At 69.0% G+C, this 14,173-nt stretch carries 12 protein-coding genes; 2 read left to right on the forward strand and 10 right to left on the reverse strand.

Annotation, left to right across the window (positions count from 1 at the left end):
* Positions 1 to 3 precede the first annotated feature (3 nt).
* From ybeY to miaB, 3 genes are read right to left on the reverse strand one after another with little or no spacing between them, the layout of a single operon-like run.
* Entirely contained in the window at positions 4 to 510 is a 507-nt protein-coding gene (ybeY, locus tag J3R73_RS11690; protein WP_307426646.1) for an rRNA maturation RNase YbeY, read from the reverse strand.
* A complete protein-coding gene (locus J3R73_RS11695) occupies positions 507 to 1,514 on the reverse strand; it encodes a PhoH family protein (protein WP_307426649.1) in 1,008 nt (335 codons plus the stop codon). Before J3R73_RS11695 ends, ybeY begins: the two co-directional genes overlap by 4 nt.
* Before the next feature lie 26 nt (positions 1,515 to 1,540).
* Positions 1,541 to 2,959, reverse strand: coding sequence for a tRNA (N6-isopentenyl adenosine(37)-C2)-methylthiotransferase MiaB (gene miaB, locus J3R73_RS11700; RefSeq protein ID WP_307426652.1), 1,419 nt, complete (start codon positions 2,957 to 2,959; stop codon positions 1,541 to 1,543).
* Positions 2,960 to 3,215: 256 nt separating this feature from the next.
* On the opposite strand from miaB, the gene J3R73_RS11705 reads away from it, so the two are divergent.
* Positions 3,216 to 4,163 (forward strand): alpha/beta hydrolase, encoded by a 948-nt coding sequence (locus J3R73_RS11705; RefSeq protein ID WP_307426655.1) that lies wholly within the window; start codon positions 3,216 to 3,218, stop codon positions 4,161 to 4,163.
* Positions 4,164 to 4,239: 76 nt separating this feature from the next.
* On the opposite strand, the gene J3R73_RS11710 is transcribed toward J3R73_RS11705, so the two are convergent.
* The 5 genes from J3R73_RS11710 to J3R73_RS11730 all read right to left on the reverse strand — a co-directional run bounded on the left by J3R73_RS11710 (position 4,240) and on the right by J3R73_RS11730 (position 7,892).
* Positions 4,240 to 4,863: a 2-hydroxychromene-2-carboxylate isomerase gene (locus tag J3R73_RS11710; RefSeq protein WP_307426658.1), complete on the reverse strand. Its 624-nt coding sequence runs from the start codon at positions 4,861 to 4,863 to the stop codon at positions 4,240 to 4,242.
* A gap of 92 nt (positions 4,864 to 4,955) precedes the next feature.
* The gene (locus J3R73_RS11715; RefSeq protein WP_307426660.1) at positions 4,956 to 5,498 is read right to left on the reverse strand and encodes a GcrA family cell cycle regulator; all 543 of its coding nucleotides are present in this window, start codon (positions 5,496 to 5,498) and stop codon (positions 4,956 to 4,958) included.
* A gap of 283 nt (positions 5,499 to 5,781) precedes the next feature.
* A complete protein-coding gene (locus tag J3R73_RS11720) occupies positions 5,782 to 6,687 on the reverse strand; it encodes a transporter substrate-binding domain-containing protein (RefSeq protein WP_307426662.1) in 906 nt (301 codons plus the stop codon).
* A 52-nt stretch (positions 6,688 to 6,739) separates the two neighbouring features.
* Positions 6,740 to 7,333, reverse strand: coding sequence for an SCO family protein (locus J3R73_RS11725; RefSeq protein ID WP_307426665.1), 594 nt, complete (start codon positions 7,331 to 7,333; stop codon positions 6,740 to 6,742).
* A gap of 106 nt (positions 7,334 to 7,439) precedes the next feature.
* Positions 7,440 to 7,892, reverse strand: coding sequence for a MerR family transcriptional regulator (locus J3R73_RS11730; protein ID WP_307426668.1), 453 nt, complete (start codon positions 7,890 to 7,892; stop codon positions 7,440 to 7,442).
* 467 nt (positions 7,893 to 8,359) lie between these two features.
* On the opposite strand from J3R73_RS11730, the gene J3R73_RS11735 reads away from it, so the two are divergent.
* Positions 8,360 to 10,810 carry an SEL1-like repeat protein gene (locus J3R73_RS11735; protein WP_307426671.1) on the forward strand — a complete coding sequence of 817 codons (2,451 nt, stop codon included), beginning with the start codon at positions 8,360 to 8,362 and terminating at the stop codon, positions 10,808 to 10,810.
* Between the two features lie 19 nt (positions 10,811 to 10,829).
* Here the strand turns inward: J3R73_RS11735 and pdeM are convergent, their stop codons facing one another.
* On the reverse strand, positions 10,830 to 11,519 hold the full coding sequence (gene pdeM / locus J3R73_RS11740) for a ligase-associated DNA damage response endonuclease PdeM (RefSeq protein ID WP_307426674.1): 690 nt from the start codon (positions 11,517 to 11,519) through the stop codon (positions 10,830 to 10,832).
* Between the two features lies 1 nt (position 11,520).
* Positions 11,521 to 14,145, reverse strand: a complete 2,625-nt coding sequence (locus J3R73_RS11745; protein WP_307426677.1) for a ligase-associated DNA damage response DEXH box helicase — start codon at positions 14,143 to 14,145, stop codon at positions 11,521 to 11,523.
* Positions 14,146 to 14,173 lie beyond the last annotated feature (28 nt).

Here is a 14,173-nt window from a genome sequence, read left to right on the forward strand (position 1 = left end):
GGGTCAGCTCGCTTCGCGCAGAAGGGGCGCGCCGGCATAGGGATTTTCGATGCCGAGCGTCGCGAGGATGCGGATTTCGAGGGCCTCCATCGCTTCGGCTTCGGCATCGGTCAGATGGTCGTAGCCGAAGATGTGGAGCAGCCCGTGCACGACGAGATGGGTGAGGTGGTCGGCGAAGGGCCGTTCGGCTTCCTCCGCCTCGCGCTCGATCGTCTCATAGGCGAGGATGATGTCGCCGAGCATCGGCGTCCTCGCGATCGCCTTGCCTTCCGCCTGGGGGAAGGAAAGGACGTTGGTCGGCTTGTCGAGGCTGCGCCACTGCGCGTTGATGGCCCGGATCGCCTCGTCGTCCGTCAGCACGACGGAAAGCTCGGCGCCCGGCGCATGCCTCAGCGCGGCGACGGCCACGCTTGCCGTCACGGCGCGCCGCACCCTTTCTTCCATGTCATCGAAACGCTGCCAGAGATCGCTCTCCTCGGCGATGTCGATGGCGATCTCGTGCCTGCTCATGGCACCCTTTCGCCCTTCGCTTCATAGGCGCGCACGATCTTCGCGACCAGTTCATGGCGCACGACGTCGCCGGCGTTGAACCGGCAGATGGCGATCTCCGGAATGTCTTTCAACAGATCGACCGCTTCGATCAGGCCCGATTTCTGTCCGGGCGGCAAATCGACCTGGGTCGGGTCACCGGTGATGATCATGCGCGAGCCCTCGCCGAGGCGGGTGAGGAACATCTTCATCTGCATCGCCGTGCAGTTCTGCGCCTCGTCGAGCAGCACGACCGAATTGGCGAGCGTGCGTCCGCGCATGAAGGCGAGGGGCGCGACTTCGATCATGCCCGAGGTCAGTCCGCGCTCGACGCGCTCCGGCGGCATCATGTCGTAGAGCGCGTCGTAGAGCGGGCGTAGATAGGGATCGACCTTTTCGCGCATGTCGCCGGGCAGGAAGCCCAGCCGCTCGCCGGCCTCCACCGCCGGCCGCGAGAGGATCAGCCGGTCCGCCTCGCCCTTCTCGATCAGGGCGGCAGCGTGGGCGACGGCCAGATAGGTCTTGCCGGTGCCGGCCGGGCCGGTGGCGAAGACGAGCTCATATTTCTGCAGGGCACGGATATAGGCGTCCTGGGCGGGCGTCCGCGCGGCGATGGTCTTCTTGCGGGTTCCGACCGACGCGGCGCCGCCGGAGGCCGGCACCGCCTTCGGGGCGCCTTCCGGGCTGAACAGCACGCCCTGGGAGGCCGCCATGCGGAGTGCGCCGTCGACGTCGCCCAGCGTGATCTGCTGGCCGGCGCGCAGGCGCTGATAGAGGCTTTCGAGCAGCCGCTTGGCCTGCTCGACGCTGTCGCGCGCGCCGCGCAGGGCAACGTGATTGCCGCGCGCCGTCACCTCGACGCCGAGCTTGCGTTCGATGAAGGCGAGATTCTGGTCGTGCTGGCCGAAGAGCAGCGTGGCGAGGCGATTGTCCTCGAACGCCACCACGACCTCGGCCGGCGGTTCGGGCCGGGGCTGCGGGGGCATCCGGTTCCGCCGTTCTTCATCCACCTTCACGCAACCGCCTCCCTCGTTGGCGTGCCTGCCAGGATGCCATGGAGCGACCATGCGCCCATGGCCGTGATCTCGACCGGGGCCACCGCCCCGATCAGAGCCTCGTCCGCCTCGACCTGCACGGCCTGCAGGAACGGCGAGCGCCCGGCGATCTGGCCGGGCCGCCGGCCCTTGCGGTCGAACAGCACCGCCATGGTCCGGCCGATGCTGGCCTGGTTGAAGGCCTTCTGCTGGCCTTCGGTAAGGGCCTGCAGCCTGGCGAGCCGGCGGGCCTTCACGCTTTCCTCCACCTGGTCGTCCATTCCCGCGCCGGGCGTTCCGGGCCGCGGCGAATATTTGAACGAATAGGCCGACACGTAGGAAACCTCTTCGATGAGCCGCAGCGTCGCCGCGAAATCCTCTTCGGTCTCCCCCGGGAAGCCGACGATGAAGTCGGACGAGAACGCCATGTCGGGCCGTGCGGCCCGGATGCGGCCGATCAGCCGGAGATAGTCCGCCGCTGTATGCTTGCGATTCATGACATCCAGAATGCGGTCGGAGCCCGACTGCACGGGCAGGTGCAGGAACGGCATCAGCGCCGGCAGGTCGCGATGGGCCTCGATCAGGCTGTCGTCCATGTCGAGCGGATGCGAGGTGGTGTAGCGCAGCCGGGTCACCGGTTCGATGCGGGCCAGGCGATGCAGCAGCATGCCGAGCGTCCAGTCGCGGCCGTCCGGCCCCTCGCCGTGATAGGCGTTCACATTCTGGCCGAGCAGGCTGATCTCGCGCACGCCTGCCGCCGCGAGCCTCTCGACCTCGGCGACGATGCCGGCGACCGGACGCGAGGTCTCGGCGCCGCGCGTATAGGGAACCACGCAGAAGGTGCAGAACTTGTCGCAGCCTTCCTGGACGGTGACGAAGGCGGACGGGCCGCGGGCCAGCGTCGCCGCCCGCTTCGGCGCCGGAAGCACCGTGAATTTGTCCTCGACCGGAAATTCGGTGTCCACCGGCTTTTGCCGCTGCCCTGCTTTCGCGAGCAGGTCGGGCAGGCGGTGATAGGTCTGCGGCCCGACGACGAGGTCGACCACCGGCGCCCGGCGCAGGATCTCGGCGCCCTCGGCCTGCGCGACGCAGCCGGCGACCGCGATCTGCATGTCGCCGCCCGCGCGGCGGCGCTCGTCGCGCGCCACGCGCAGGCGGCCGAGCTCCGAATAGACCTTCTCCGCCGCCTTCTCGCGGATATGGCAGGTGTTCAGGATGACGAGATCGGCATTGTGCGCTTCCGATGTCTCGACATACCCCGCCGCCGTCAGCGTGTCCGCCATGCGCTGGCTGTCATAGACGTTCATCTGGCAGCCATAGGACTTGATGAAGACGGTCTTGGTGCCGGTATCACCTTGCGGCGGGCGTTGCTCTGTCTGCGTCTCGTCGGAAATCATGAATCTCGTCAAGGCCGATACGGCCGCCAGTTGGATATGAAGAGATAGCCGCTTTCGCCGTCGATGAGAAGGGCGCGCGCGAGTTTCGCGGGACTCGCGCACCGGATTCGATGGCTATCCGCCGGCGGGGGGCCTGCCCGGCGCCGCGGCGCCGGGTCCGATCGTCGCGGCGACCATCGGCCGCCGCGCATCTTGCTTGCCAGGGGCGGCCTGGTGCCTGCACTGTGCGGCTTCCGGCAACGCGATATCCCGATTCATGCCATCCGTCGATCCCGCCCTGTTCCGGCCCGAGGCCGTCGCCCCCGAGACCTCCGCGATGAACGCCGACATCGTCGCCAAGATGTCGAGCCTGCCGGACATATGGGCCTTTCCGGCGGAGATGATCCGCGAGGTGCGCCGCCAGGGCAAGGGGCTGTTCCCGGCGCAGGCCAAGAGCCCGCGTGCGCGAACGGAGATCATCGAGGGCCCGAACGGGCGGGTGCCTGTCCGCATCATCGCCCCGCATGCTTCCAGCGGCGTCTACCTGCATATTCACGGCGGCGGCTGGATGCTCAACCAGGCGGACTTCCAGGACGAGACGCTGGAGAGGATCGTCGAGGCGACCGGCCTGGCCTGCATCTCCGTGGAATACCGGCTCGCCCCCGAGCATCCCTATCCGGCGGGGCCGGACGATTGCGAGACCGTCGCGCTGTGGCTGGCGGGCGCCGCGGCCGGGCGTTTCGGCACCGACCGCCTGTTCATCGGCGGGGAGAGCGCCGGGGCGACCCTCTCGGCCGTGACGCTGCTGCGCCTGCGCGACAGGCATGGCCTGACCCCTTTCCGCGGCGCCAACCTCGTCGCCGGATGCTACGATCTCGGCATGACGCCCAGCGCGCGCCGGTTCGGCCTGGAGAAGCTGGTCCTCACCTCGCGCGACATCGAGCTCTTCGTCCGCGCCTATGTGCCGGCGGGCCAGAGCCTGCGTTCGCCGGATGTGTCGCCGCTCTATGCCGATCTCGCCGGCATGCCGCCCGCGCTGTTCTCGATCGGCACGCGCGATGCGCTCGTCGACGATACGCTGTTCATGGCGACGCGCTGGGAGGTCGCCGGCGGCTCCGCCGCGCTCAGGATCTGGCCGGGCGGCTGCCATGTCTTCCGGGGCTTCGACTTTCCGATGGCCGAGGCGGCCTTCGCCGAGGAGATCGCCTTCTTGCGCTCGCATTGAAGCGGGCGATCCACGTGGGAGAAGGCGCCCCTCCCGCGAGGCAGGGCCGCGCTGCCGCAGCCTCCCCCGGAGGGGCTCAGACCGCCGGCCTGTAGGGCGCCCGGCCGCTGCACAGGGCGTCGTCGAGCAGTTCGAGCCGGTCCTGGCCCCAGAACACCTCGCCGCCGAGCACATAGGACGGCGAGCCGAAGACATCCGACGACAAGGCGTCGGCGCGGTTGCGCTCATAGGCCTGCGCGGCCGCCTCCGACCGTGCCAGGGGCAGAAGGGCCTCGCCGTCGAGGCCCGCCTCGCGCGCCAGCTCCAGAAGGACGGCCTCATCCGCGAGATCGCGTTCCTGCTCCCACACGGCTGGAAAGGCTCGCGCGAGGAAGGCGCCGGTGTCGGCGCCGCCGGCCTCGACGGCGATGACGAAGCGGTCGGCGAGGGCGACGTCGAAAGGCCAGTATTTCGGCTGGAGGTGGAAATCGAGACCGAGCCTGGCGCGCCAGCGCTGCAGTTCGAGCGACCGGTAGCGCTGGCGGACGGGATGGCGCCGGGCGAGGGGCAGGCCGCCCGTCTCGGCGAAGACCTCGCCGAGCTGGACCGGCTTGCAGGAGATGGCGAGCCCGTGCCGGCCGGCGATCTCCATCAGCCGGGCATGGCCGATATAGGCCCAGGGGCTCGAAAGCGAGAAATAATAATCGAGATGCTGAGTCATCGCCCTATCGGCATGGCACGCCCGGCCCTCGGCCTGAGAGGATGCGGGCGCCCCGGCATCCAGGCCGGCTGAGACGGCGACGGTCGCGGTTTTCAGGCTCGCGCGAGGCGGCGCTCCTTGTCGCGATCGCGGCGGCGATCCATGATCGGCTGGTAGGCGATCGCAGCGTGATGGCTGCAGTAGGGGCCCTGCACGCCGACGCGGCTGCCGCAGAAGCGGAAATCCTCGCGGCCCGGATCGCCGAGCGGCCAGCGGCACATATGCTCGCGCAATTCCATGATGGTCACGCGCTCTGACATGGGAACAACGACATCTTCTACCGGACGCAATTTAGGTTCCGCCTGTTCTTCGACTGCGGCGAGCGGCGTTAGCTGCGGGGCGAGTGCCGTATTGCCGCGTATGACTGGGGTAGGCGCCTGCGGGCGCAGCGGATGCGAAGGAGTCCTCGTCGGCTTGGCGCGACGCTGCGGCGCCGGCGCCGGAGTCTTGGCGCGGCCCGACAGGCCGAGCCGGTGGACCTTGCCGATGACGGCATTGCGCGTGACACCGCCAAGTTCTGTGGCAATGGCGCTAGCAGAAAGACCTTCTGACCACAGTTTCTTCAGAAGTTCTACCCGCTCGTCTGTCCAGTGCATCAGCCTCTCCTGCGTTCCGCCTTGTTTTCGCCCGAATGCACGTCGCCGAATCCCTCTCCATCAGCCGCGACGTCGATTGAACATCGCTGCATCTGCACGCCATGAACTGAGTGGATTTACGAAACGCCGCACGACATATCGCGCTTAACGAAGCCTTAACTACAATAGGCACTGACTCGGGCGCAAGAGTCCTGCCGGGGTGGCGCGCGTTTTCCCCAGCTTCGGCGGTGTTGTGAGTCATTTTGGCAACATTTCAGGCGGTAAAAACCACCGTGGCGGCCCTTCACGGGCGCTGGGCGAAGGGATCGACCGGAAACCAGCGGCGTATGAGGTCGGCATAGACGCCTTGTTCCCAGATCTGGAAGAGCGCGAAATCGATGGCCTGGCGCAGGGCGGTGTCGTCCCGGCGCAGGGCCATGCCGATGCCGTCGCCGAAGAAGTGGCTGTCGAGATAGGGCGAGCCGGCGAAGACGCAGCACCCGGCCGAGCTCGACCCGTTGAGCCACAGCGACAGGCCGATGCCGTCGCCGAAGGCGAGACCGACGGCGCCTTGCTGCAGCGCCGCCCGCAGCGCTTCCTCCGACGCATACGGCACCAGGCTGGCCCGGGCGAAATAGGCCCTGGCATAGGCCTCGTGCGCGGTGCCCGCCACGACGCCGAGGCGGCGTCCCGCCAGGCCTGCCGCCGTCAGGGTCGGCGAGGCTGCGGCGCCGCGCATGACGAAACGGGCGGGCCTGACATAATAGGGCATGGAGAATTGCAGCCGCGCGCGCGCCTGCGCCGTCGGGACCAGCGAGGCTGCGATGACGTCGGCCTGGCCGGCTTCCAGGGCGGCGACGATCGTATCCCAGCGCCGGGCCTGGATGGTGCAGGAAACCTGCAGCTGATGGCATATCGCCCGCGCGATATCGACGTTGAAGCCTTCGAGCGCGCCGCTGGACCCCTGGAAATCGAAGGGCGGAAAATCGTCCTCCGTCAGGAAGCGGATCTGGCGGATCGTCCTGAGATCCGGCTTTTCCGGTCGCCGGTGCGGATCCCACAACCCGTAGGGGCCGGTGGCCGCGAGGTCGGCGGCAGGGGCGGGCGGGCCCTGCAGCGCGAGCCAGGCCACGGCGGCCGCGAGCACCGCGAGCCGGCGTCCGGCAGTCCTGCGGGGAGAAGGGCGCCCCGCCCGGCCGCCGGCGTGCATGGCGCCGCCGAGCCTCCTCACGGCAGCCGCGACGGGGTTCGGGACGCCATCGTCAACGGCGTGACGCCAATACGTCCCGCACCAGGGCCACCGCGTCGTCGGGCGCTTCGTGCATGTCGAAGCTCGTCGCGAACCGCGCGTTGCGGTCGAGCACGAAGACGGTGCTGGTATGATTCATGTTGTAGTTGTCGCTGGTCGTCGGCACGACCATGGCGCTCACGCCGTAGACCTCCCAGGCGACGGCGAGATGCGCCCGGTCGCCGGTCAATCCGCGCAGATGCGGGTCGAAGGCGGCGAGATAGGATTTCATCTGTGCCGGCGTGTCGCGATCGGGGTCGACGGTGATGAACAGGGCATTGATCCGGTCCGCGTCCGGGCCGAGCCGGCTCAGAACCTCGGACAGCTGGAACAATGTCGTCGGGCAGATGTCGGGGCAGCGGGTGAAGCCGAAATAGACCAGGCTCGGCTTGCCGAGCAGGTCGCGGAACGTGAAGGGCAGGCCGTCATCGTCGACCAGTGCGAACGGGCCGCCGACCGGCCCCGCCGGCGCGGCTTCCTGCGGCCAGAAATGCCAGACGCCAGCCATCGCTATGGCGAGGACGCCCCCGGCGGCCGCGAGCCACTCCCTGCGTGTGAATGAGGGCACAAAGATCCGTTGTCAGCGTGTCTGGAGCTGGAAAGGTCCAAATGGCCTTAGGCGAGAACCGTCGCCCGGTCAATATGACACTCTGTGCCCGGGCCGCCGGGCGCTTCTAGCGGGGAAGGGTGTTGGCCAGGCTCTCGTAGCTGCGACGCAGCTCCACCAGGGCCTCGTCGATCTCGCGACGCTGGCGCTCCAGATGTTCGATCTGCTCGCGGACCGTGTCCGCGCTGATGTCGAGGCTCGCGGATTTTCCCTCGCCGTGATGGGCGATCATCTCCCCGATCTCGACCAGGGTGAAGCCGAGCCGCTTGCCTTTCAGGATGAGCTGGAGATGCTCCCGGTCACGGGCGCTGTACAGTCGCGTCAGATTGTCGCGGGTTGGATTCAAGAGACCTTTGTCTTCATAAAACCGCAGCGTCCGCAAGGTGACACCGAATTCCCGCGCCAGATCGCCGATCGTATAGGTCGCGGCATTCACCGCCGCATCGTCCGTATCCGCCATGAATACGGTGACGGCCTCGCCTTTTGCGTCTGATGCCGATGTGGGGTCCGACTTCGACATGGTCTCTCTCTCGTGCCCGGAAGGGGGCTGGCTGCGCAATTATCCAATTTAGCGGCGGGGGTGGTATCCCAGCTTGGCGCGCGTCCGGCAAATATAGTACCAAACGTGCGTGTGAATCTCTAGCGCAAAGACGCGGCCTCTGCCACTATCTCGTAAGGCTCCCATGCAAAAATATGTTTTGCCTGACCGGAAGGAAAAGCCTTTCGGGTGAAGAAGTCGTGTTTCGCTGCCTCAATACGCTACCGCCCAGGCTATTGCAGTTTCCGGTTGACAACCGCAGCGAGTCATACCGTCAAGAGAATCATAAAAAGCGCTTTGGAACGGACTCACAACTCTTCCGGATACAACGGCGCCGGAGCAGGACGGTTAACTCGAAATTTACCCTATCCGGCGAAAGCTCGCTGTGCGAACGACGGTATTGCGTCGTACCTCGCCGATGCGGCCAAGCGTTGATCACGGGAATTTGAATGAAGCAGAGCGTGCCATGGAGCGTCAAGGGGGTCGGCCCCGATGCGCGCGAGGCCGCGAAGGAGCTGGCACGCCGGTCCGGCATGACGCTCGGCCAATGGCTGAACGCGATGATCGCTGGGCAGGACGGCGGCCAGGCCGTCAAGGAAAGGCCGCCGGCTTCCGAATCCCCCCTGGCCGCGATCGCGCGGCGGCTGGAGGCCATGAAGTCCGAGGGCCACCACCCCGGCACGCTTCGCAGCGCCATCGCGAGCGGGGTGAGCGAAGCGGTCGTCGCGCAGCATATCCGCGCCAGCGAAGCGCGCACGGCCGATCTCTTCGACCGGCTGATGCGCCGCCAGGAGGAAAGCGAGGCCCACATCGCCAGCCTCATCGGCGGCATCGTGGACAGGCTCGCCGACCCCGAGGCGATGGAGGCGGTGCCGGCCGCGGAGACGCGGCAGGAGCACCATGAGTATGGCGATGCCGGGCCTGTCGGCCGGGTGCTCGGCGATCTCGCCGCCCGCCTCAATGCGGGCCGGGACGAAGACGTCGACATCGTTGCGGCCGACCTCGAACGGCGCCTCGCCGCGATGGGGCGGGATCTCGATGCGGATTCGGCCGCCTCCCATGGCGGGGGGCCTGCCGGCGTGGCGACGGCGGACCGGAGCGGGGCGCCGGGCGAGACGGGCCTCGCCGCATTGCGGGGCGATATCGCAGACCTCGAGCGCAAGCTCGGCGAGCGCCTCGCGCAGGCAGGCGCCCCGGGCCCCATCGCCGCGATCGACCGCAAGCTCGACCTGCTCGTCCGCCAGGTGCAGGATCCCACGGTTCTGGCGACGATCCAGAGAGACGTCGCCGACATCCGCGAGCGCAGCCGCGGCCCCGACCTTTCCCAGGTGATCGGCCGCCTCGACCACCTCCTCGCCCGTTTCCAGCCGATCGAAGCCGCGCTCGAGGATCTGACGGCGCAGGCGCCGCGTGCCCTGGAGAAGATCGGGCGCCGGCTCGAGATCCTGCAATCGACGGTCGAGAGCGGCCAAGCCGCCGCCAGCGCCTCCCTCGCCGGGCTGATGGCCGAGCTCGACGCCCGGCTCGAGGCCCTGCAGCGCGGCAATGCCGACAGGCAGGGCGGGCGCGGCGACGATGCCGCCCTCGTGGCCCTGGAACGCCAGGTCCGGCAGATGGCGGAGGAACTCGAGGCGCTGAGGGCGTTTCGTCCCGACGCGAGCGGTCTCGCCCCGGTGCTGCACGAAGCTCTCGGCGGCATGGCGCTCCAGTCCCTGCCGGAGGAATTGCGCCGGCTCTTCGGCGAGCTGCGCGCCTTCCAGGACAACGAGGCCCGCGGCACCAGGAGGACGATGGAAGCCCTGCAGCGGACCCTGCGCGAACTGGCCGATCGCCTCGCCGCGGTCGAGGATATGGCGCGCACGCGTGCCGGTCCGGCCATTCCGGAGCATCTGCCCGACCTCGGCGAGGGGGCGGCGCTGTTCGGCCGCGACCGGCCGGACGACATCGTCTGGTCCGACGAACTTCCCCGCGCGCTCGCCGGCGATGCCGGCCCGACGGCGCGAAACGGCGAAAAGCCGGCCGAATTGCCGGTCCCCCATGTGCGGGGCCGGCCGAGCCAGGTGTCCGTGCTCGGCAGCGAGGCCCGCAGTTCCTTCATCGCCGCGGCGCGCCGGGCGGTGCGGGCGGCGGCCGAAGCCGACGGCAGTTTGACGCGGGAGGCAAAAAATACTGGAAATTCGGAGGTTGAGCCTTTTTATCAGCGACACAAGCGTTCTATTCTTCTCGGCCTCGCCGCAGTCACCATGATGATGGGTGCGCTGCAGGGCGGGCGTGTTCATGTCTTGCCGGGAGAAGCACGCAATATGTCCACCGGTCCTTCCGTGGATGCCGAGCGATCGCCTGTTTCGCCTGCCCTGACGGCCGCTAGAAACGAAGCGAAATCATTCTACGAGGAGGCCTGCAACCTCGATCAGCCGGATGCGTCCACGCTGGATCTCGTCAGGGCCTGCGGCCTCTACCGCCAGGCCGCCCTGCGCGGCTATGTGCCGGCCTTCTTCCGTCTCGGCCTTGCCTATGACCGGGGCCGCGGCGTGGGCCATGACGCCGTGCTGGCGGGCGTCTGGTATCAGCGTGCGGCCGATCACGGCTCGGTCAAGGCGATGCATAATCTCGCCGTGCTCTATGCCACGGGCGCGGTCACCGACGGCCCCGACTACCGGCAGACGGCACGCTGGTTCCGCCAGGCGGCCGAGCGGGGGCATGCGCCGAGCCAGTACAATTACGCTCTGCTCGCGGCGCAGGGCCTCGGCACCCCGCGCGACCTCGGCGTCGCCTATCGCTTTCTCTCGCTCGCCGCCGAGCAGGGCGATGCGGAAGCGGTGGCCAAGCGGAACGAGATCGGCACGCGCCTGACGCCGAGCGAGAAGGCCGCCATCGACGGGGAAATGACGAGGAGCTGACGCTCCCCGCCGCGGGCCGCTATCCGCCCAGGCAGCGGGCGCGCGGGAAGGCGAAGACCCGCCGGTCACCCATCAGATGGGCCGTGAAGCCGTTGGGGAACAGCGGCGCGAAGGCCTCGTCGCGCACGTTGAGGCCGCCGGCATAGGCGCCGAAGGCGGGCAGGATCGCCCGAAGCCCGTCGCCGGCAAAGCAGCGCCGCCGCACCGAGCGCCCCCGCGCCGCGACGCGCGCCACCGGGTGGAGGTGCCCCGCGATCTCGCCGGGCTGCGCATCGGCCGAGGGCTCGTGACGGAACAGGACGGAGCCGATGGCGAGCGTCGCCGTCGCGGTGCCGCCGAAGCCCACGGGCGGATCGGGGTCGTGGTTGCCGGCGATCCAGAACACGTCGCGGCCGGCGAGGCAGCGGGTCAGCGTCTCCCGGTCGCCCGCAGCGATCCGCCCGCCGGCCCGGCGGTCGTGGAAGGAATCGCCGAGGAAGACCAGGCGCCTCGGCGCGAAGCGGGCGAGGAAGCGCGCCAGCCGCGCCAAGGTCTCGGCGGTGTCGTAGGGCGGCAGCAGCGTCCGCCGCTCGGCGAAGGACGAGCCCTTCTCCAGATGCAGGTCCGACACGACGGCCAGGCTCTCCTCCGGCCAGAACAGGGCCCCGTCGGTGGTGGCCAGGAAGTCGGTGCCGGCCACGCGAAGCACGGCTTCGTCGCGCCGGATCATCTCAGCCTGCTCCTCCGCCGTCCGCTCCATGCATCGCCTCTGCCATCAGGTCGTCCGCCGCCTCGGCGAGGACGATGTCGGTCGCCTCGCCATAGACCGCTTCGCGGCCGATCTCCAGCATGATCGGCACCGCCAGCGGCGAGACGCGGTCGAGATCCTTATGGATGATTCGGCCCCTGATGCGCGAGAGCATGTTGGAAAGGCGGGCGATGTCGAGCAAGCCGGTGGCCGCGTCGTTCTGCGCCGCACGCAGCAGGATGTGGTGCGGCTCGTGCCGGCGCAGCACGTCATAGACGAGATCGGTCGACATCGTGACCTGCCGCCCGGTCTTCTCCTTGCCCGGCGCGCGGCGCTCGATCAGCCCGGAGATGATGGCGCAGGTGCGGAAGGTGCGCTTCATCAGGGCGGATTCGGCGAGCCATTCCTCCAGATCGTCGCCGAGCATGTCCTGCGCGAAGAGCTGGTCCATCGCCGCGCGGCTCATGTCCGACAGGCCCCAGACGGCGAGGGCGTAGTCGTTGGCGACGAAGCCGAGCGGCTTCAGCTTCGCCCGTTCCAGGCGGCGCGTCAGCAGCATGCCGAGGGTCTGGTGGGCGAGGCGCCCCTCGAAGGGATAGCAGACGAGATAGGAGCGCGAACCGCGCGGAAAGGTCTCGATCAGCAGGTCGCCGGCCGGCGGCAGCTCGGAATTGTCGCGCTGCAGCCGGAGCCAGTCGCCGACCTGCTCGGGCAGGCTGTTCCAGTGCCGCGGATCGGCCAGGATGGCGCGCACGCGGGCCGCCAGATGGGTCGAGAGCGGGAATTTGCCGCCGGCATAGGACGGAATCTTCGGATCCAGTCCCGGGCCGGCGCGCGTGACCAGCACATTCTCCTCGGCGATGCCCTCGAAGCGCAGGATCTCGCCCGCGAACAGGAAGGTGTCGCCGAGGGTCAGCGTCTCCGCGAAATATTCCTCGACCTCGCCGAGCACCCTGCCGCCGAAGCTGCGCCGCAGGGGAGCCTCGCCCTGCGCACGCTTCGGCGGGCCGCTCGCCTTCGGATCCATGAACCAGGGCAGATAGGGCGTCGGCACCGAGGCGGCCATGCGCTGGGGCTCGCGCGCGCCGCGATGGCTGAGCCGCACCTTCAGCATGGCGGCCTCGACGATGGTGCCGACATTGAGCCGGTAGGCCTGGGCGATCGCGGGGTTGGAGACGCGCCACAGCCCGTCCTTGCCCTGGCGGATCTTGGCGAAGCGGTCATAGCTGCGCAGCGCATAGCCGCCGGTGGCGACGAAGGCGACGACGTCGTCGAAGGTCTTGCGGTCGAGCCCGGCATAGGGCTCGGCCGAAACCACCTCGGCATGGAGGTCCTCGCTGCGGAAGGGCATGCCGCAGGCGGCGCCGAGCACATGCTGGGCCAGCACGTCGAGGGCGCCGGTACGGGCGACCGGCGTGTCCTGCTCGCCGGCATGGGCCGCGTCGACGGCCGCCAGGCATTCCAGCACCTCGAAGCGGTTGGTCGGCACCAGCACCGCCTGGGAGGCCTCGTCCAGCCGGTGGTTGGCGCGCCCGATGCGCTGCATCAGGCGCGAGGCGCCCTTGGGCGCGCCGACATTGATGACGAGGTCGACGTCGCCCCAGTCGATGCCGAGATCGAGGGTCGAGGTGCAGACCACCGCCCTCAGCCGGCTCGCCGCCATCGCCTCCTCGACCTTGCGGCGCTGGGCGACGTCGAGCGAGCCGTGGTGCAGGGCGATGGCGAGGTTCTCCTCATTGTGGCGCCAGAGTTCCTGGAACACGAACTCGGCCTGCATCCTCGTGTTCACGAACACCAGCGTCGTCCTGTGCGCGAGGATGAGGCCGTAGATCTCGGGCATGGCGTGGCGCGCCGTGTGCCCGGCCCAGGGCAGGCGCTCGGCCGATTCCAGGATGTCGAGCTGCGGCGCGGCACCGCCCTCGGCCACCACCAGGTCGGCCATGGCCGACATGCCGGCGGCCTGCGGCACGATCCAGCGCCGCAATTCGTCGGGGTCGCGGACCGTGGCCGAAAGCCCGACGACCTGCAGGTCCGGCGCGAAGCGGCGCAGCCGCGCCAGGCCGAGCGCGAGGAGATCGCCGCGCTTGGAGGTGACGATCGAATGGAGTTCGTCGAGCACCACGCGCTTCAGGCCGCCGAAGAGTTCTGCGGCCTCGCGGCTGGCAAGCAGCAGGGCGAGCTGTTCGGGTGTGGTGAGCAGGATGTCGGGCGGATCGCGCTTCTGGCGCTGGCGCTTGGCCTGCGGCGTGTCGCCGGTGCGGGTTTCGATACGCACCGGCAGACCCATGTCGGCGGCCGGCCGCTCGAGATTGCGCGCGACGTCGACGGCGAGCGCCTTCAGCGGCGAGATATAGAGCGTGTGGAGGCCCGCCGGCGCACCGGGCGGCCGGGCGGCGAGGTCGACGAGGCTCGGGAGGAAGCCGGCCAGCGTCTTGCCGGCGCCGGTCGGCGCGATCAGCAGGGCGGACCGGCCGCTCCGCGCCTTCTCGACCAGCTGGAGCTGGTGGGGACGCGGCGTCCAGCCGCGTGCGGCGAACCAGTCCGCGAAGACAGGGGGGAGGGTGGGGGGATGCCTGGCCGGAAAGACCTCGCCCGCTGGGTGCTTCATGCCGCTTTCGCCGGTTGAGCCAGCGATA

This window comes from Labrys monachus, assembly GCF_030814655.1.
GTDB lineage: Bacteria > Pseudomonadota > Alphaproteobacteria > Rhizobiales > Labraceae > Labrys > Labrys monacha.